This window comes from Streptomyces sp. NPDC031426, assembly GCF_055581585.1.
This window is the reverse complement of the sequence record NZ_JBVIJE010000039.1, coordinates 1-19,742: the sequence shown is the minus strand read 5'-3', so window position 1 is coordinate 19,742 and position 19,742 is coordinate 1. Positions and strand designations below refer to the sequence as shown.

At 70.3% G+C, this 19,742-nt stretch carries 11 protein-coding genes and 1 pseudogene; 5 read left to right on the top strand and 7 right to left on the bottom strand.

Features of this window, described 5'->3' with window-relative positions:
• Window positions 1-270: 270 nt before the first annotated feature.
• Window positions 271-1,578 (bottom strand): cation:proton antiporter, encoded by a 1,308-nt coding sequence (locus tag ACZ5NH_RS41200; protein ID WP_468782992.1) that lies wholly within the window; start codon window positions 1,576-1,578, stop codon window positions 271-273.
• Window positions 1,575-1,952 carry a DUF6191 domain-containing protein gene (locus ACZ5NH_RS41195; RefSeq protein ID WP_468782990.1) on the bottom strand — a complete coding sequence of 126 codons (378 nt, stop codon included), beginning with the start codon at window positions 1,950-1,952 and terminating at the stop codon, window positions 1,575-1,577. Before ACZ5NH_RS41195 ends, ACZ5NH_RS41200 begins: the two co-directional genes overlap by 4 nt.
• Before the next feature lie 165 nt (window positions 1,953-2,117).
• On the opposite strand from ACZ5NH_RS41195, the gene ACZ5NH_RS41190 reads away from it, so the two are divergent.
• The 4 genes from ACZ5NH_RS41190 to ACZ5NH_RS41175 all read left to right on the top strand — a co-directional run bounded on the left by ACZ5NH_RS41190 (window position 2,118) and on the right by ACZ5NH_RS41175 (window position 15,665).
• Window positions 2,118-5,264 carry an amino acid adenylation domain-containing protein gene (locus ACZ5NH_RS41190; RefSeq protein ID WP_468782988.1) on the top strand — a complete coding sequence of 1,049 codons (3,147 nt, stop codon included), beginning with the start codon at window positions 2,118-2,120 and terminating at the stop codon, window positions 5,262-5,264.
• 44 nt (window positions 5,265-5,308) lie between these two features.
• A complete protein-coding gene (locus ACZ5NH_RS41185) occupies window positions 5,309-13,537 on the top strand; it encodes an amino acid adenylation domain-containing protein (RefSeq protein ID WP_468782986.1) in 8,229 nt (2,742 codons plus the stop codon).
• A 150-nt stretch (window positions 13,538-13,687) separates the two neighbouring features.
• Entirely contained in the window at window positions 13,688-14,209 is a 522-nt protein-coding gene (locus ACZ5NH_RS41180) for a DUF3995 domain-containing protein (RefSeq protein ID WP_468782984.1), read from the top strand.
• 130 nt (window positions 14,210-14,339) lie between these two features.
• Window positions 14,340-15,665, top strand: a complete 1,326-nt coding sequence (locus tag ACZ5NH_RS41175) for an NB-ARC domain-containing protein (protein ID WP_468782982.1) — start codon at window positions 14,340-14,342, stop codon at window positions 15,663-15,665.
• Here the strand turns inward: ACZ5NH_RS41175 and ACZ5NH_RS41170 are convergent.
• From ACZ5NH_RS41170 to ACZ5NH_RS41160, 3 genes are read right to left on the bottom strand one after another with little or no spacing between them, the layout of a single operon-like run.
• Window positions 15,651-16,121 carry a 3-hydroxyacyl-ACP dehydratase FabZ family protein gene (locus ACZ5NH_RS41170; protein WP_468782980.1) on the bottom strand — a complete coding sequence of 157 codons (471 nt, stop codon included), beginning with the start codon at window positions 16,119-16,121 and terminating at the stop codon, window positions 15,651-15,653. The two genes, ACZ5NH_RS41175 and ACZ5NH_RS41170, sit on opposite strands and share 15 nt — an antisense overlap.
• 47 nt (window positions 16,122-16,168) lie before the next feature.
• Complete coding sequence (locus ACZ5NH_RS41165) at window positions 16,169-16,618, bottom strand: hypothetical protein (protein ID WP_451552566.1); 450 nt, start codon at window positions 16,616-16,618, stop codon at window positions 16,169-16,171.
• Window positions 16,615-17,064 carry a helix-turn-helix domain-containing protein gene (locus tag ACZ5NH_RS41160; RefSeq protein WP_468783027.1) on the bottom strand — a complete coding sequence of 150 codons (450 nt, stop codon included), beginning with the start codon at window positions 17,062-17,064 and terminating at the stop codon, window positions 16,615-16,617. The genes ACZ5NH_RS41165 and ACZ5NH_RS41160 overlap by 4 nt, the downstream gene beginning before the upstream one ends.
• Before the next feature lie 272 nt (window positions 17,065-17,336).
• On the opposite strand from ACZ5NH_RS41160, the pseudogene ACZ5NH_RS41155 reads away from it, so the two are divergent.
• Window positions 17,337-17,539: pseudogene (locus ACZ5NH_RS41155) on the top strand (cupin domain-containing protein); the annotation flags it as partial.
• A 578-nt stretch (window positions 17,540-18,117) separates the two neighbouring features.
• On the opposite strand, the gene ACZ5NH_RS41150 reads toward ACZ5NH_RS41155, so the two are convergent.
• Together ACZ5NH_RS41150 and ACZ5NH_RS41145 are read right to left on the bottom strand one after the other, a co-directional pair.
• Window positions 18,118-18,936: an SDR family oxidoreductase gene (locus ACZ5NH_RS41150; protein WP_468782977.1), complete on the bottom strand. Its 819-nt coding sequence runs from the start codon at window positions 18,934-18,936 to the stop codon at window positions 18,118-18,120.
• A 258-nt stretch (window positions 18,937-19,194) separates the two neighbouring features.
• On the bottom strand, window positions 19,195-19,614 hold the full coding sequence (locus ACZ5NH_RS41145) for a cupin domain-containing protein (RefSeq protein ID WP_468783025.1): 420 nt from the start codon (window positions 19,612-19,614) through the stop codon (window positions 19,195-19,197).
• Between the last annotated feature and the right edge of the window lie 128 nt (window positions 19,615-19,742).

The following is a 19,742-nucleotide window of genomic DNA, read 5'->3' as shown; positions in this document are numbered from 1 at the left end:
GGCATCGTCGCGTCCTGAACACCTACACCGACCACTACAACCGGCACCGCCCCCACCAGTCCCTCCACCAACGATCTCCCCAAGCCTCGGAGACCGGCCAGACGGCACCTGTCATCCCCTTCGGAGGCCGCGTCCGCCGCACTCAACCAATCGGCGGCCTGATCAACGAGTACCAGCAAGCAGCCTGACGCCAGGCAGACAAACGGCCTGATCGGCAGCCCGAACCAGGGTTTTCCGCAGTTGATCAACATGAGGTACTGCTGCGGCAGCTCACCGGGACTCTTCCCGGGCCGCTCCCCCAGGAGCCACCGGAGCGGATTGCACTACCGTCGTCCCACTCTTCCCGGCGGTCGGCAGCATTCGGTTCAGCAGTGGGCCGACGAGCGCCGTCGTCGTCACAGCCATCACCACCATCAGCGAGTACAGCGTCCCGTCCAGTAGGCCCAGTTCCAGCCCCACGCCGAGCACGACCAGCTCGGTGACGCCGCGCGTGTTCAGCAGGACGCCGAGCGCGTACGCAGGCCGACTGCCGTAGCCCCCGAGACGCGCGCCGAGGTACGCGCCGAGGACCTTACCGGCCACGGCCACCACGAGGATGGCGGCCAGGGTGCCGATGTCTGCGGCGTCCAGCTGGGAGAGATCGACCTTGAGGCCTGCCAGCACGAAATACGCGGGCAGCAGGAGCAGCCCGCACAGCGGCTCAATCCGCTGCAGCGCAATGTCGCGCAGGCCTCCGTCGCCGCCCCTCGGCATGATGGCGCCGAACAGGAACGCTCCGAAGATGTAGTGCAGTCCCAGCCACTCGGTGCAGGCTGCCGAGAGCAGGAGCCCGACCAGCACCAGAGCCAGGAAGTTCCTGCTCTCGCCGGAGCCTCCGGGTTCCGTGCCCTGCGCCTTCTTGCGCCGGCTCGCCTCGCTCGCCCGGCGGAGCAGGGGGCGGCCCACCGCGATCATCAGGGCGACATACGGCACCAGCAGCGCGAGACGCCAGTCGAGGTGCTGCCCCGTGCCCACGGCCACGGCCACGGCCACCGCAAGCAGGATCCAGGCCAGCAGATCGGTGATCGCCGCACACGTCAGGGCGGTCGCGCCGAGTTGGGACCGGGTCAGCCCTCGGTCGGCGATGATCCTGGCGAGTACGGGGAACGCCGTCACGGCCATCGCCACCGCGAAGAACAGAACGAATCCCACGCGTGGGCTCTGGTGGTGCGCGTCCGCCAGCACGCACGCGAGCGCGGCACCCAGGGCGAGCGGCAACAGTGTCGAGAACGTGGTTGCCCACAGGGTGACCCTGCTCCCTCCGCGCAGGATGCCGAGATCGATCTCCGTCCCGACCGCGAACATGAACAGCGCGAGGCCCACGCCGGCGAGCGCGCTCAGCAGGGGGCGAACCTCGGCAGGGAAGAGGGTGCCCGCGAACCGCGCGCCGAGCAGGGTGGGGCCCAGCAGAATGCCGGCGAGTATCTCGCCGACCACCGCCGGCTGACCCAACGCCCGCGCACCCAGTCCCAGGACGCGCGCAAGGCCGAGGATCAGAGCCAGGTCCAGGAGGAGAAACGGGGTCTGTGACGACGTCACCGGGAGGGATCTTCCTCGCCGGCCGACGCGCGGTCGGCGGCCGGACGGGGACCGGGGGTCGCGTTCTCGCTGGGCAGGACGACGTGCGCGGTGCCGTTGGTCAGATCGATGCGCGTCCGCGGCGGGGCGCCGTCACCCACCTCGTCACGCTGAAGTTCCTGCCGCTGCTGCTGCTTGATCTCGACCAGCTTGTTGGCGTTGAAGATCAGGTTGAACTCGTCGAACGCGGAACCGGTCAGAGGGCGCCGTGAGGTGCCGCGCCGGAAGAGGATGCTGCGCTTGAAGAAGCGCCGCAGGACCAACTCCGTTCCGCAGCAGACGAAGAGCACCAACGCCAGCCCGGGGATCACAGCCTGGCTCAACATACCTGTCATCGGATAAGCCTCCTGCCTGAAGGTTCGAGGCTATCCGCCGACCGAGGCCCGTCCTGCGGGATTCGCTGTCCCGTTTCGTCCGGTGCCGTCTCGAGCCTTGCACGGCAAGTCGACACAGCGGAGTCTCCAGGGGAGATCAGCGCCTGCGCAGCCCGAGGAGATTCGATGATCCCGCTTTCGCACGCACAGCAGCGACTGTGGTTCCTCAACCGGTTGGAAGGGCCGAACGCCACCTACAACATGCCGGCCGTGCTCCGGTTGACGGGTGAGCTCGACCGGACCGCACTCGTCGCGGCGCTGCAGGACCTCATCGACCGGCACGAGCCACTGCGCACGGTGTTCGTCAGCCGTGACGACGTGCCCCACCAGCGGATCCTCGACCCGGGCTCGGCCCGCCCGGAGGTGGCCGTCACCGCGGTCGCACCGGAGGAGCTCGACGGCGCCCTCGCCGAGCTGGCCGGTCGGGCTTTCGACCTGGAGACGGAGGTACCGATCCGGGCGCGTCTGTTCGCGCTGTCCGACCGTGAGCACGTGCTGGCCCTGGTGATTCATCACATCGCCGCGGACGGCTGGTCGATGGTCCCACTCGCCCGTGATCTCACCGCGGCCTACGAGGCTCGCCGCAGCGGCCGGGCGCCCGACTGGCCGGAACTGCCGGTCCAGTACGCGGACTACACCCTGTGGCAGCAGGAGCTGCTCGGCGGCGAGGACGACCCGGAATCCCTGATCAGCGAGCAGATCGAGTACTGGCGCAAGGCGCTGGACGGACTGCCGGACGAGCTGCGGCTGCCGGTGGACCGGCAGCGCCCCGCCACGCCCGGCAATCAGGGCGGCAATGTCCCGTTCCACGTGAGTGCGGAGCTGCACCGGAGGCTGTCCGAGCTGGCCGTGCGGTCGGACGCCAGTCTGTACATGGTGGTGCAGGCGGCGCTGGCGGCCCTGCTGAGCCGACTGGGCGCCGGCACGGACATCCCGCTCGGTTCACCCATCGCCGGCCGCACCGACGAGGGGCTGGACGAGCTGGTCGGCTTCTTCGTCAACACCCTGGTGATGCGCCTCGACACCGCCGGTGACCCCTCCTTCCGCGAACTCGTCACCAGGTCCCGGGAGACAGCTCTGGGAGCGTATGCGCATCAGGATCTGCCGTTCGAGCGGCTGGTCGAGATCCTCCGGCCGGACCGGTCCCTGGGCAGGCACCCGCTGTTCCAGGTGATGCTGGCGTTCCAGAACAACACCCTGCCACGGCTGCGGCTGCCGGGGCTCGTGGTGGAGGGCGAGCAGCTGTACACCGACACCTCCAAGTTCGACCTGGCGTTCAGCATCGGTGAGCAGTTCGACGGCGACGGCCGACCCATGGGACTGGGCGGCACGATCGAGTACGCCACCGACCTGTTCGACCGTCAGAGCGTGGAGCGGCTCGGTGCTCGCCTCACTCTTGTCCTCGAGGCGATGGTCACCGACCCCGACCAGCGGGTCGAAGCCCTGGACGTGCTGCTGCCGGGCGAGCGGCAGCGCATTCTGGACACATGGAACCGGACCGAGCGCGAGGTCCCCGCGGCCGGATTCGCAGAGCTCTTCCAGTCTCAAGCCGCCGCGACCCCGGACACCGTCGCGCTGGTCTCCGAGGAGGCCAGGCTGACCTACGGCGAGCTCAACACCGCCGCCAACCGGCTGGCCCGGCTGCTCATCGAGCGCGGTGCGGGCCCGGGGCAGCTGGTCGCGCTGGCTCTGCCCCGGTCGGCGGAGCTGGTCACGGCGATGCTCGCGGTGGCGAAGGCCGGGGCCGCCTACATGCCGGTGGACATCGGCTATCCGGCCGAGCGCATCGCGTTCATGATGGAAGACGCCCGCCCCGTGCTGACCGTGACGACCGGGGCGTCGGCCGGGCGGTTGCCGGCCGGCAGCCCGCTGCTGACGCTTGACGACGAGCACACCTCCATGGAGCTTGCCCGGTACGGCGGGGACGACCTGCCGTCGCGCCGGACGCTCAGCAGCCCGCTCTACGTGATCTACACCTCGGGGTCCACCGGGAGGCCGAAGGGCGTCGTGGTGACGGACAGCGGCGTGGCCAGCATGGTTCGAAGCCAGCGCGAACGCCTGGGCGCGGGGCCGGACAGCCGGGTGCTGCAGTTCTCCTCGCCGAGCTTCGACGTCGCGTTCTGGGACTGCTGCATGGCGCTGCTGAACGGTGGCACCCTGTTCCTGCGGTCGGCCGAACGGCTCATGCCCGGCCAGGAGCTGGCGGAATTCATCCGGGACCAGCGCCTCACACACTTCACCATGCCGCCGTCCGTGCTCGCGGCGATGCCCTCGGGCGTCCTGCCGGCCGGTCTGACCGTGTCGGTGGCGGGCGAGGCGTGCCCCGGCGCACTCGTGGAGCGGTGGGCGCCGGGCAACCGGATGTTCAACGCCTACGGCCCGACCGAGACGACCGTCATCGCGACCATGAGCGAGGAGCTGTCCGGTCCGGACGGTCCCCCGATCGGCAGGCCGGTGGACAACACCCGGGTCTACGTGCTGGACAAGGCCCTGCGCCCGCTGCCGACGGGTGTGGTGGGAGACCTGTACGTCGCGGGTGCGAGCCTGGCCGCCGGCTACCTGCGCCGCCCGGGGCTGACCGCGGAGCGCTTCGTGGCCTGCCCGTTCGGCGGTTCCGGGGAGCGGATGTACCGCACCGGGGACCTCGCGCGCCTGCGGGCCGACGGGCAGGTCGACTACGTCGGCCGGGCCGATGCCCAGGTGAAGATCCGCGGCTTCCGGATCGAGCCGGGTGAGGTGGAGTCCGCACTGGTCCGGCATCCCGGGGTGCGGCAGGCCGCCGTGCTGGCGCGGGAGGACCGTCCCGGAGACCGTCAACTCGTCGCGTACCTCGTCCCGTCCGGGGACAACGCCGACCGGGACGAGGCGGCGGAGCGGCAGCAGCTCGGCAACTGGCAGGCCACCTACGACACCCATCACGAGGGCCTGTCCGGCGGGTTGGGCGAGGACTTCTCCGGTTGGAACAGCAGCTACACAGGGCAGCCGATCCCGGTCGCGGAGATGCGGCGGTGGCGGGACGCCACTGTGGCCCGGGTGCGGGAGCTGAACCCCCGACGGGTGCTGGAGATCGGGGTGGGCAGCGGCCTGCTCCTCGCACCGCTGGCGCCGGACTGCGAGTCCTACTGGGGTACCGACATCTCCGGGGTCGTGATCGACCGGGTCCGCGCCCAGCTGGCGGACCGGCCCGAGCTGGAGGGCCGGGTCGATCTGCGGGCACAGGCGGCCCACGTCTTCGACGGCCTGCCCACCGGTACTTCGACACCATCGTCCTGAACTCCGTCATCCAGTACTTCCCCAGTGCCGACTACCTGACCGACGTGCTCACCCGGGCGCTCGACCTGGTCGTTCCCGGCGGGAACGTGTTCGTCGGCGATGTCCGCAACCTCCGGCTCCACCGCGCCCTGCGCACGTCCGTCGAACTGCTCGCGGCCGACGCCGCGGTCCGTGCTGCCGCCGAGGTGAGCAAGACGGTCGACCTGGCCCTGGCCCGGGAGACGGAACTGCTCGTCGATCCGGACTACTTCGCCGGCCTGGCTGCCGCCGCGGACCTCGCGATCAAGCCCGGCACGGACCGTAACGAGCTCACCGGGCACCGCTACGACGTGACGCTGCGCACCGCGCCGCAGCCGGAACCGACCGCCGTCCGGGAGCTCGTCTGGGGGCGGGACGTCACCGGCACGGACGCGCTGCGCGCGGCGCTGGCGGCCCGGCCGGACGGCCTCCGGGTCACCGGCCTCCCCAATCGCCGGATCGCCGGCGAACTGGCCGCCGTACGGGCGCTGAAAGCCGGCGACCTGCCGGCCGCGCTGGCCGCCCTGGCGCAGGACGCGTCCGAGCTGCCGGAGCCGGCGGAGTTCGCCGTTCTGGGTGACGAGGCCGGCTACCGGACCACGGTGACCTGGGCCGGCGGCGACCGCGACGGCGGCACTCTTGACGTGGTGTTCAGCGCGCCCGGGACGGCGCCGAGCGGCTACCGCCCCGGTGCGCCGTCGGCCCACGGTGGAGTTGCGTACACCAACGCCCCGGCCGCCGTGCTGGCCTCGGACGCGCTGGTCGAGTCGGTGCGCGAGCACCTGCGGCGCGCGGTACCGGACTACCTGGTGCCCACCGCGTTCGTCGTGCTCGACCAGATGCCGCTGACCCCGAACGGCAAGCTGGACCGGCGGGCGCTGCCGGCGCCGGCGGTCCTCGGCAAGACCTCCGGCCGGGGCCCTCGCAACGACCGCGAGGCCACCCTGTGCCGGATCTTCGCCGAGGTCCTGGGCCTGCCCCGGGTCGGGATCGACGACGGGTTCTTCCATCTGGGCGGCCACTCGCTGCTGGCGACCCGGCTGGTCTCCCGGGTACGGGCCGCCCTGGGTGTCGACCTGGCCATCCGGGACCTGTTCCTGACGCCGACGGTGGCCGAGCTCAGTGACGTACTGGACAAGGCCGAAGGCACCCGGCGGCAACCGGTGGTTCGGCAGCGGCGTCCGGAGCGCCCGCCGCTGTCCCCCGCCCAGCAACGGCTGTGGTTTCTCAGCCGGCTGGAGGGCGGGAGCGCCACGTACAACATGCCGATCGCGGTGCGGCTCACGGGCGGCCTCGACCGCGCGGCGCTCGCCGCCGCCGTCCAGGACGTGTCCGACCGGCATGAAGTGCTGCGCACCCGATACCCGGACGTCGACGGCACCCCGTACCAGCACATCGTGCCCCCGGAGCAGGCCCGGGTCGAACTCGAGGTCACCGAGACCACCGATGCGGAACTGGCCGCGCAGCTCGCAGCCGTCTGCGGCCACGGTTTCGACCTGGCCGAGGAACTCCCCTTGCGGGCCCATCTGTTCGCATTGTCGGCGGACGACCATGTGCTGGTCCTCGTGCTGCACCACATCGCCGGGGACGGCTGGTCGATGGGGCCGCTGACGCGTGACCTCACGGACGCCTATGCCGCCCGCCTCGACGGCCGCCGTCCGCGGTGGGCACCGTTGCCCGTGCAGTACGCGGACTACGCGCTGTGGCAGCGGGAGCTGCTCGGCCGCGAGGACGATCCCGGCAGCTTGATCAGCGAACAGATCGCGTTCTGGCGCGAGAGGCTGGCCGACCTGCCCGAGGACCTGCGGCTGCCCGGCAGCCGGCCGCGCGGTGCGAGCGACGAGTACCACGGGGCCACGCTGTCGTTCCGCATCGATCCGCAGACGCACCGCCGCATGGCCGCCTTGGCCGCCGCATCCGGTACGAGCCTGTACATGGTCGGCCAGGCAGGGCTCGCCGCCCTGCTCACGCGGCTCGGCTGCGGCACCGACATCCCCCTCGGCACCCCGGTCGCCGGCCGTACCGACACCGCACTCGACGACCTCGTCGGCGACTTCCTCAACACGCTGGTGCTGCGCACCGACACGAGCGGCAATCCCACCTGGCACGAACTGCTCGCCCGGATCAGTGAGACGAACCTCAGCGCCTACGCCAACCAGGACCTGCCGATCGAGCGGCTCGTCGAGATCCTCAACCCGGATCGCTCGGCCGGCCGGCTGCCCCTGTTCCAGGTTCTCCTGTCGCTGCACGAGGCCCCGCCGAAGCCGGAATTCCCCGGCTTGACCGCACGCGCCGAGCCGGTCGAGCGGATCGTGCAGAACAAGTTCGACCTCGCCGTCCACCTCCGCGAGACCGTCACCGAGGACGGCGCCCCGGGCGGCCTGGAAGGAATGGTCGAGTACTCGACCGACCTGTTCGACGCGGCGGACGTCGAGCGGCTGACGGACCGCCTGGCGCGGATGCTGGCCGCGATGGCCGCCGACCCGGGACAGCGGATCGGCGCGGCCGACCTGCTCGACGAAGCCGAGCGCGAGCAGGTCGTACATGGTTGGAACGCCACCGCTCACCAGGTGCCCGGCGCCACGCTGCCGGAGCTGTTCGCCCAGCGGGCGGCCCGTACCCCCGACCGCACGGCAGTGGTGTTCGAGGGCACGGAACTGACCTACGCGGAGCTGGATCTGCGGGCCGGCCGGCTCGCACGGTTGCTCGCCGAGCGCGGTGCCGCACCGGAGAGGTGTGTCGCGGTGCTGCTGCCGCGCTCCGAAGCCCTGGTCGTCACGCTGCTGGCCGTCCTCAAGACCGGTGCCGCATACCTGCCGATCGACCCCGGCTATCCCGCCGAGCGCATCCAGTACCTGCTCAAGGACGCCCGGCCGGCGCTCGTCCTCACCGAGGACCACCCGGTCTTCGAACAGGTGCCCGCGGGCGACGTGTTCGCGGCCGGCCCGGGCACCTGCCTCCCGGAGCATCCGGCGTACGTGATCTACACCTCGGGGTCCACGGGAGCCCCCAAGGGCGTGGTGGTGTCTCACGCGAGCATCGTCAACCGGCTGTCGTGGATGCAGGACCGGTACCGGCTGGACGCGACCGACCGGGTGCTGCAGAAGACGCCCGCCGGATTCGACGTGTCCGTCTGGGAGTTCTTCTGGCCGCTGCTCAACGGCGCGACACTGGTGGTGGCGAAGCCCGGCGGGCACCAGGACCCGGCGTACTTGGTGAGGCTGATGCGCGAACAGCGGATCACCACGGTGCACTTCGTGCCGTCGATGCTGGCCGTGTTCGCCGCGGAGCCCGCCGCAGCACAGCTTCCGGAGCTGCGCCGGCTGCTCAGCAGCGGGGAGGCACTGCCGGCCGAGCTGGCCGCGCGGGCTCACGCGACGATCGGAGCCGGCCTGCACAACCTGTACGGGCCGACCGAAGCGGCAGTGGACGTGACGGCCTGGGAGTACCGCGACGAGCCGGGCGCGGTGTCGGTGCCCATCGGCAGCCCGGTGTGGAACACCGCCCTGTATGTGCTCGACTCCGCGCTGCGTCCGGTCCCGCCGGGGGTCGCCGGCGAGTTGTACATCGCCGGTGCCCAGCTGGCCCGCGGCTACCTGCACCGCCCGGCCCTGACCGCCGAGCGGTTCGTGGCGTGCCCCTTCGGCCGGGCCGGGGAGCGGATGTACCGCACCGGCGACGTGGTGGCCTGGCGGGCCGACGGGCAGCTCGAGTTCCTCGGCCGCGGTGACGACCAGGTCAAGGTGCGCGGCTTCCGGGTCGAGCCCGCGGAGATCGAGGCGGCGCTGGCCCGGCACGACAGCGTCGGGCACGCCGTCGTCGTACCGCGCGCGGACTCGTCCGGCGACACTCGGCTCTTCGCCTACGTCGTCCCGGCCGGTTCGGACCGGCCCCAGCCCGCGGCGCTGCGCGAGTTCCTCGGCGGCCTGCTGCCGGAGCACTTGATCCCGGCGGCCTTCGCCGTCCTGGACGAGCTGCCGGTGACCCCGAACGGGAAGCTGGACCGGCGGGCCCTGCCGGCCCCCGACCACGGAGGCCGAAAGACCGGGCGCGGACCGCGCAACGAGCGCGAGGAGACGCTCTGCCGGATCTTCGCGGACATCCTCGGCCTGCCCGGTGTGGGCATCGACGAGGGATTCTTCGACCTTGGTGGCCATTCCCTGATGGCCACCCGGCTGATCTCCCGGGTACGGATGACGTTCGGTGTCGATCTGGCCATCCGCGACCTGTTCGCGACGCAGACGGTGGCCGGGCTCGTGCGGATCCTCGACCGGTCCGGCGGCAGCCGGCGGCCGCCGATCGTGCGGGGTCGACGCCCGGAGCGGGTGCCGCTGTCGCACGCGCAGCAGCGGCTGTGGTTCCTCAACCGCCTGGAAGGCTCGAACGCCGCCTACAACCTGCCGATGGCGGCGCGGCTGACGGGCTCGCTGGACCACCAGGCGCTGGCCGCGGCCGTCGCCGACGTCACCGCCCGGCACGAGACCCTGCGCACGATCTTTCCCGAGACCGACGGTGTTCCCCACCAGCGGATCCTCACCCCGGACGAGGCGCGGCCGGACTTCGCAGTGAGCGAGGTCGGCCGGTACGAGCTGGCCGCGGCGATCGCCGAGATCGCCGAGCGGGACTTCGACCTCCGCACGGACGGGCCGCTACGGGTCCGGGTGCTCACGGTGTCCCCGACCGAGCACGTGCTCGTGCTGGTCCTCCATCACGTGGCCGGCGACGGTTGGTCGCTGGTCCCGCTCGCCCGCGATCTGAGCGGTGCGTACGCGGACCGCTGCGCCGGCCGGGCGCCGGAGTGGAGCGAACTGCCCGTGCAGTACGTGGACTACGCGCTGTGGCAGCGCGAGCTGCTGGGCCGCACGGACGAACCGGACAGCGTCGTCAGCGAGCAGGTCGCGTTCTGGCGGCAGGCGCTGGCCGGGATTCCGGACGAGCTGCCGCTGCCGACGGACCGGCCGCGGCCGAGGACGCCGAGCTACGCCGGCGGCAGCGTCGACTTCGGCTACGGGCCAGAGCTGCACGCCCGGATCAACAAGCTGGCCGTCGACTGCAACGCGACGGCGTTCATGGTGGTCCAGACGGCGCTCGCCGCCCTGCTGACCCGCCTCGGGGCCGGTACCGACATCCCCCTCGGCTCGCCCATCGCCGGGCGTACCGACGAAGCCCTCGACGACCTCGTCGGATTCTTCGTGAACACGCTGGTGCTTCGCACCGACACCAGCGGCGATCCGACGTTCCGCGACGTCATCGAGCGGGTGCGGGAGGCCAACCTCAACGCGTACGCCAACCAGGACCTCCCGTTCGAGTACCTGGTCGAGGCGGTCAACCCGGACCGGTCCGCGGCTCGGCACCCGCTGTTCCAGGTGATGTTCGCCTTCCAGAACACCAGGGACACCGAGTTGCGACTGCCCGGCCTGACCGCCGAGGCGCTGGAAGTCAGCACCGAGGCCACCATGTTCGACCTGTCGGTCCACCTCGAGGCCCGGTATCGCGCGGACGGCCGGGAGGCCGGTGCCCGCGGCGCGCTGGTCTACAGCAGCGACCTGTTCGACAGGGAGACCGTGGCGGCGATCGCCGAACGCCTGCTGCTGATGCTGGAGGCGATCACCCGCGATCCGGAGCAGCGGATCAGCCAGGTGGAGCTGCTCGACGCGGCCGAGCGGCGGCGGATCCTGGAGGAGTGGAACGGCGGCACCGCACCGGTTCCGCCGGCCACCCTGCCCGAGCTGTTCGCCGCATCCGCCGACCGCGACGGTTCCGCCACCGCGGTGCGTGCGAGGGACAGGCGGCTGAGCTACGACGCCTTGCGGGCGTCCGCGAACCGGCTGGCGCGGCTGCTGGTCGCCCACGGCTGCGGCCCGGAGCAGAGGGTCGCGCTGGCCCTGCCGAGGGACGAGCGGCTGCCGCTCGCGATGTGGGCGGTGCTGGCTTCCGGCGCCGCGTATGTACCGATCGACCCCGGCCATCCGGCCGAGCGGGTGCGTTACCTGGTCGAGGACGCCCGCCCGGTGCTGGCGGTGACGGACCGCGCCGGTGCGGCCGTACTGCCCGAGGGCCTGCCCCGTATCGTGCTCGACGACCCGGCGACCGAGGCCGCGCTCTCCGGGCTCGAGGACGGCGACCTCACCGACGCGGACCGGTCGGCGCCGCTGCATCCCGACGACGCGGCCTACGTGATCTACACCTCGGGCTCGACCGGGCGGCCCAAGGGCGTGGTGGTCGCGCACCGGGCGGTGGCGAATCTGTCGGCGTGGGCGGGACGGGCCTTCTCCGCGGACGTGTTCGCCGCCGCACTGGCCTCCACCTCGGCGACCTTCGACGTCTCGGTGTCGGACATGATCCTGCCGCTGCTGCACGGCGGCAGCATCGAGGTGGTGCGCGACGTGCTCGCTCTCGCCGACGAGGGACGCCCCGCGGCGAGCCTGGTCTGTACGGCGCCGTCCGCGATGTCGGCCGCCCTTGCCACGGGAGGCCGGCTGCGGGTGGGCACCGTCATCCTGGTGGGTGAGGCGGTCACGCCGCGGCTGGTGCACGATCTGCGGGCCGCCGCCCCCGGCGTGCGGATCGCGAACCTCTACGGCCCGACGGAGGCCTGCGTCTACGCCACCGAGTGGTACGACGACGGCAACGCCGCAGGCGTGGCACCGATCGGCCGGGCGCTCACCAACTACCGCACCTACGTGCTGGATGACGGCATGAACCCGGTGCCCCCCGGTGTCACCGGTGAGCTGTACCTCGCCGGGGCGGGTCTCGCCCGCGGCTACTTCGGGCGGCCCGGGATGACCGCCGAACGCTTCGTCGCCTGCCCGTTCGGCGGCGCCGGGGAACGCATGTACCGCACCGGCGACCTGGTGCGCTGGCGCTCCGACGGTGAGCTGGAGTTCATCGGCCGGAGCGACGACCAAGTCAAGATCCGCGGCCAGCGGGCGGAGCCCGGCGAGACCGAGGCCGTGCTCGCCCGGCACGACAGCGTCGCTCAGGTCGCGGTGGTCCCTCGGCGGGACCGGCAGGGGAACACCACGCTGGTCGCTTACGCCGTGGCCGCGGACGGCCACGAGGTGTGGCCGGCCGAGCTGATCGAGTTCACCCGCCGTGCTCTGCCGGGCCATCTGGTTCCCTCGGCGGTCGTACCGCTGGAGCGGCTGCCGCTGACGGCCAGCGGAAAGCTGGACCGGCGGATGCTGCCGGCGCCGGGGACCGAGCAGCCCGTCGGCGGACGCGGGCCGCGCGATGCCCGGGAGCAGGTGCTGTGCGACCTGTTCGCCGAGGTGATCGGGGTACCGGCGGTCGGAATCGACGACAACTTCTTCGAGTTGGGCGGGCACTCGCTGCTCGCCACCCGGCTCGTGGCCAAGGTGCGGGACCGGCTCGGCGTCGAGCTCGCGGTGCGGACCCTGTTCGAAGCGCCGACCGTGGCGGCCCTGGCCGGACGCCTCGATGCGACCGGCCCGGCACGCTCCGGCGCGGATTCGCTCCAGGTCCTGCTGCCGCTGCGCGCCGAAGGCAGCCGACCGCCGCTGTTCTGCGTGCATCCGGCGACCGGGCTCGGCTGGGTGTACGCGGGCCTGCTGGGGCACCTCGAGAAGGATCAACCGGTCCATGCGCTCCAGGCCCGCGGTCTGGACGGACAGGGCGGGTACGCCGCGTCGATCGACGACATGGCCGCCGACTACCTCCGGCAGATCCGCGCGGTGCAGCCGCACGGGCCGTATCAGCTGCTGGGCTGGTCGTCCGGCGGCGCGGTGGCCCACGCCATCGCCCGACTGCTGCGTGACCGGGGCGATGAGGTGCACCTGCTGGCCATGCTCGACACCACGGTCCCCGGGCCCGACTACACCGATCCGGACGCCGGCGTGCTGGTCCAGGCCCTGCGCGACCTCGGTCTGGAGCTGCCGCAGGCGGCGGGGCAGGAGCTCGACTACGGCCGGGTGCACGCGTTCCTGCGCGAGATCGACTACCCGCTGGCCGGTGTGGGCGAGCGCGGCCTGGCCGCGCTGCCGGAGATCCTCGGCCGGCAGACCGCGATGCTGAGAGAGCCGTTCGACCGTGCGGTCGACACCGACCTGCTGTTCTTCACGGCGAAGCGCACCCATGCCGATGAGCCCGACTTCGCATTGGGCTGGCAGCCCTTGATCACGGGCCGGATCACGGAGATCGAGATCGATTGCGAACACCATCAGATGACGGAACCGCAGGTGTTGTCGCAGATCGCCCCGGCCCTGCGGGCAAGGCTTTCGGCGGCCGATTGCTGAGGTGGTCGTGCCGACGGGACGAGAAGTTTTCTGCCTAGTTTGCTATTCAACATAACGCGCATCGCAAGTAGTTGATTGCCGTACCGGAGATAGGTACTTGCCTCTGCTGATGCTGCTGGGAAAGAATCGGCAGTGTCGCAGGGTGCTGCGATGCGGTTGCAAAACGGGGGTTTCGAGTTGCGGTTCGTTTCGTCGCGCTGCTACGGGTACCTTGCTGCCGGTTGGGCGACAGCTTTCGCTGGTTTACATTTCTTCTGGGCCCTCGGTGGCGAAGTGGGACTGGACGTCTCGTCCGGAAATCGTCTCGCGTCCGAACGACCGGCCTGGTTCGTGGCCGGCGGCCTCTGGGGAGTCGGCCTTCTGTGCCTGGTCGGCGCCGCGGTGGCACTCGGGCTGCAGCGGCGCGGTGTGCATGGGCACCGGTGGCGTGTGCTCCGGTGGCTCGGCGTCGCGATCTGTGTACTGCTGCTCGTCCGGGGGCTTCTTGTCGAGGTGCTGCTCATCGCCGGGGTGTCCGCCGTCGGCGAGGTCAGTGCGGCGCAGAAGTTCTGGACGCTCGCCTTATGGAACCCCTGGTTCATTCTCGGTGGCCTGCTCTTCGGGCTCGCAGCGCGCGGCTTCGGCAAGGGCATGGCGAGCCGGGCACCAGAGAGAGCCGCAGTCATCCACTGACCAGGTGACACAGGCTCACAGCGAAAAAGGCCGGCGACACGGGGGAGTGACGTCCCGGATGACACCTGACAATCCATCAGATTTTGTGCGGCAGCTGCGAGAACTCCGACTGAGCGTCGGGCAGCCGTCCATGCGCCGTCTACAACAGCTGGGAGGGCAGACCAAGGCAGCCAATGGCGACAAGGTGGACGCGCTGCCGAGGAGCACCGTCTCCACGGTCCTGCGTGGGAACAAGCTGCCTCGATCGGAGTTCGTCTCCGCGTTCGTGACCGCCTGCCTGGTGTACGGCGGGCAGCCTGTGGAGAAAGTGGCGGAGGAGACCGAGCGCTGGCTCGCCCACTGGCGAGTGCTCTACGCGGCAGAGGCGAGGGAAGACCCGGAGGCGGAGACCCCCCGGGGCGACCGGAGCACCGAGACGCCGAAGGTGGGAAGCGTGCCCCATCACCTCCCGCTCGACGTACGGTTCCTCGCGGGCCGCGGGGCCATGCTCAAGGCTGCCGACGAGCTGGTCCAGCGGCACAGAAGCAGCGTCTTCCTCGTCTCGGGCCCGGTCGGCGTCGGAAAGTCCGCGTTCGCGATCCGGTGGGCGCACCGCATGGTCGACGACTTCCCGGACGGCCAGCTGTATGTCGACCTGCGGGACGCGTACGGGCCGCTGGACACGGAGCATGCCCTGGAGGTGCTGCTCGGAGGCCTGGGCGTGCACGAGGACGACTGTCCGGCGGATCAGTGGCGGCGGGTCGAGCGCTATCGCTCGCTGATCGCCCATCGCCGGATGCTCGTCGTCCTCGACAACGCCAGTGACACCGACCAGGTGCGCCCACTGCTGGCGACCGGTGAGCACTGCCGGACCATCGTCACCAGCCGCAACCGGATGTCGGGGTTGGTGGCCAGGGAGGCCGCGCGCCGGCTGACCCTGGATGTGCTCAGCCCGGAGGCGGCCTGCACGGTGCTGAGCGCCATCATCGACCGGGAGCACCTGGTGAACGCGCGCGCCGAACTGGAGGAACTGGCCGAGCTGTGCGGGTATCTGCCGCTCGTGCTGCGGCTGGCCGCCGTGAAGTTCGCCGACCGGCCCGGACAGGGCTTGAAGCACTTCGTCCGCACCATGCGCGATGACAGTCAATTGCTCTCCCTCGCGCTCGATGGTGATCGTGGCAGCTCCATCCGTGCCGAACTGGAGTTCTCCTACCGCAGACTCGGCATTGAGGCGAAACGCTACTTCCAAAAGATCGGGCTCCTCGATGACGCCGGGTTCACGCTCGAGCGCGGAGCGGCGCTCGCCGGGATACCGCTCACCGAGGCCGACCGGCTGACCGGTGTGCTGGAGTCGGAGCACCTGGTGACGGAGATCGGCAGGCGCAGATTCACCATGCACCGGATGCTGCAGGCGTTCGCCCGCACGAAGGCGAGGGAGCAAGCGGCCCGCGAGACCCGCACGCTAGCGGTGGCGTGAAGCCGATGGCGCTTCGGCGCCGGACACCGCTGCCCCACCGGTGACCACCGCTGCCGGGCGTGCCACGGCGATCAGGGATCCGACGGTCAGGATCACCTGGTCGCCGACCCGGCTCTCCCCGGACATGAACGCACCGCCGTTCACGAGCCGTTCGACGCGCACGCAGTGACGAATCACGTCGCCGGGGAACACGGAACCGGAGAACGCGCAGTTCCGCAGGCGGCCGACCATCGGCAGGCCGTCCCCGGCGGTGTCCGGGCCGTCGAGGCTGCCCAGCCAGAGCAGCGCCGCGGACTGCCCGAACGATTCGAGAACCATGGACCGGGGGTAGGCGTACCGCTCGGCCGGCAGGCCGTCGGCCATGCCCTGGTAGCACGGCTCGCTGCCGGTCACCGCCTTGGCGGTCTCGATGGTGCGGCGGCGATCGAAACAGGTCACCCGGTCCACCAGCACCATCGGATGGCGGACCGGGAGGAGCGCGAGCAACTGCGCGTACCCGGAGTTCACGAGGTCCCTCCCCGGACGAGTTCGACGGTCATCTTCGCGACCTGGGTGCCGTCGGAGCGGCGGCAGTCGAGCGCGGCCCGCAGCGCGCCCGGACGTCCGGCCGACACCCTGATCAGCAACCGGAGTTCGTCGCCCTCGAGCATCGGCCTGAGCACCCGTGCGGAGCCGAGCGTGCCGAGTTCGAGCCACGTCTCCCCCGGGCCGCCGGGACCAAGGTGCGCGGCGAGCGCGGGCGAGTGGTGGAGTTCGGAGCCGACCGCCTGCCGGATGCCGTCCAGCAGGAAGATCGCCGGGTAGAGGGTGATCTCCGGGAAGTGCCCCACCAGGTAGGGATCGGTGGACCGCACCACCTTGTCCGCCTCGATCAGCAGCTCGTCCTTCTCGGCGCGGGCCGTGATCCGGTCGGCACCGTCGATCGGCCGGGCGTAGCCCCGCCGCCCGCTCACAGGGCGGCACCTGGAGTACGACGCCGTACAACCACTACTCTCTGCTGGCCAGCATCGAGGACCGGTTCGGGCTGCCGTACCTGGGCTACGCCGGGCAGAAGGGCCTGAGCCGCTTCGGCACCGACGTGTTCAACGCGGCGACCTGACGACCCAGGCCTCCTGTGGCGGCTCCCACCCTCACGCTTTCCCGATGGCCCTCCACGCGCATTGCTCCGCCATGTCGGGTTGTCCGGCTTCGTCGAGGAGGCAAGCCGGTCGAGGTCGGTGGTGATGCGGCTGCGGGCCAGGCGAAGCAGGCCGCGGTCGGCGAACTCGCGCAGGACCTGGGTGCAGGTCTCGCGGGAGGTGCCCGCCACGACGGCGAGCTGTTCTTGGCGATGCGCTGGGGAGCGGACTTGGTGACGGTGTCGGACATCATCACCAGCTCCCCGCGGTCCGGCACCCACTTTGTGCGCACGAATCAGACCGGAAGCCGGCGTTTCCGTGGCAACGCTTTCCGTCACCACCGCCAGGCCCAGACGCGCGAAAATTGAAGAGGCACACCACACCGACTCCAGTCCGTGGGGGGCCTGGCTCAGCCCTCCATCAGGACTCAGGTGGTCGCCTCCGAGAGAGCCAAGAGGCTTCGCCGGTGGCGTTGATCCTGGTCCTGGGTCGGGTGGGGTTCTCGCCCAGGCGGACCGGACGGCCGTAGCGGCGTCCCAGTCGTCCCCTCTGAACTCCGCCGCACCCCCACTCGGGACCCTGTTTCGGCTACGTGATCGAGCGCCCGGTCCGGTTCGAGCTGGAGGGTGAGCCGGAGCGCGTGATCAAGTCCGGTGAGACGTTCTCTCGCCGGGCCGGCCCATGCTCACGCTGGTCGACAAGGAGGAACTGGAGAAGCTGGCCCACCTGCGTGTCCGACCTTCCTCCACACGCTGACCCGTGAGTCCGATACGGAGGGATGGAGCGCGTCGTGCGGCTCGCCATGTGGGGCCGGAGCTGACGGCAGACTTGAGAAGTACCTGCTGGGCGGACAGGTCTATCCGGCCTGGCAGACAGCGAATGTTCTGGCGCACGGACGTGTGATCTCCGCGCTGGCCCCCTTCAATCCAGATGTCTGAAAGGCAGGTTCGCGATGTTCGCGTTCAGCCGTCACCCGGCATGGAGGGGACAGCCACAGGCCGTCCGGGGTGCTGGCACGATCGCGGACGCAAGAGCCCGGGTGGACTCCGGCCTTCCCGAGTGCTGCAAGAGGGTTGCCGTGCTCGGCGATGGACTCTCCATCACGCCGCTCAGATCGGCGCCCGCAGTCACAAGCTTGACCTCATCGCATGACAGGCTGGATCAACCGCCCAATTCGGGCTGCGTAATGACCTCCTTCTGCCACACCCTTCAGCGCTCAGGGGCCTCACCGACGACGAGCCTGTCATACTCAGCCGCCTCCCAATACGTGTACGACGACGGGCACGGTCGCAGGACACGTCACCATCGGGCACAGAGGCACCGGTCGACCGTGCTCAGCGGTCCGGCCACCAGCAAGACGCCTCAGCAATCGGCAGCTGATCGATGAGCCAGTCGTCGTAGCGAGTACGCGCGATGTACGCATCAGCACCTGGCAGGAGGTCGTCTCGACGGAGGCGAGCGCCGAAGTAGGTACTACGGTCATCGGTGAACAGACGGCGGTGTTCCCCTACGGCGTTGAGGGAGGCACGCAAGAAGGTATCGAGCCGGAACTGGTCGGGGCCGGCGATCTCACGGACGCCAAAGAGGGGGCGAAAGGCAGCGGTGTGGGCGAGAAGCGTGGCGACTTCGGCGCAGGACACCGGTTGGATCTGGACAGCCGCCACCCAGATGATCCAGTCTTCCGTGGCAGCATCGGCAATGTCGCCCGCGGACTCGAAGAGCTGGGTGGCACGGATGACCGAATAGGGCATCTGCGACTGTCTGATCATGGCTTCCCGAGCCTGCAAGGCTCGGAAATACCCATGCTCCTTCAGGCGTTCCACGCCCACGACAGACAAGGCAACGTGATGCTTCACGTCGGCAGCGGCCTCCGCCGAGAGAAGGTTGGCCGTGGAGCAACACAGCGTTTTCATAACGGCGTCGTCATCGATCAGTAGGCCGTTTTCCGTGAGGATCCCGTCCGCCAGCGACGGTGGGCCCGAGAGGTCGATCACCACGGAGCAGCCCTCGAGTGCCTCGGACAGGCCTTCGCCCGTGACAACGTTGACACCGGTTGAGGGCGAGACCAATACAGCCTCGTGCCCGTGCTCTCGGACCCTGACAGCAGTTTCGACGCCCATGGGGCCGGCATCGTCGATTACAACGACCTTCATAGAGAACCCTTCCCGTCTGTGGAGGCTGCCCCTGGAAGCCGCACGGGCATCATCAACTGCACTGTTACGGTGCGGCCTTCACATCAGTAAGACCACAGAGCACGCCGGTCTGTGACAACCGGACGGCTGGCAGGTGCCGACCTGGTTCGGCGACCACTTCCGGATCCTCACCGTGGGCAGCGCGTTCATGCCTCATCGCGCCCTGCCACGGAGCGGACGGGCCCCATTCGGAACCGACCTGTACCAGCAGGCGGCAGGTCAGTCGGTGGGCCGCGGGGCACGCAGATGGGCCCGCTTCTCCAGTTCCTTCTCGTCGACCAGCGTGAGCATCGGCTGACCCGGTGCGCACAGCATGGTCACGACGTACTTGACCGGGGCGTCCGACCGGGCGTTGCCGTTCTGGTAGTGGATCACGTCGCCGCCCGGCTCCCAGAACGTCTCACCGGCCTTGATCACACGCTCCGGCTCACCCTCGAGCTCCCACCGGACCTCGCCCTCGATCACATAGCCGAAACACGGCCCCGAATGGCGGTGCGCAGGCGTGCCGGGGTCACCGGGAGGCCACTCGACGAGGACAGTCATCCCCGAAGCACCCTCGGGAATGAACGGCGGCTTGACGTCCGCCAGCATCTTGGGACCGAACCCACTCACTGAGTTCATGTTGTGCATGTCGTGCATGTCGTGCATCTCCTGCATTGTGCTACACCTCCATAGGGCGTGCAGATCTTTAACTCGTGGCTTTCTGCTTGGTGGTTCGTTGGTCAGGCATGAGCGGGTTGGATGGGCAACGGACCGCGCTGGCAGCC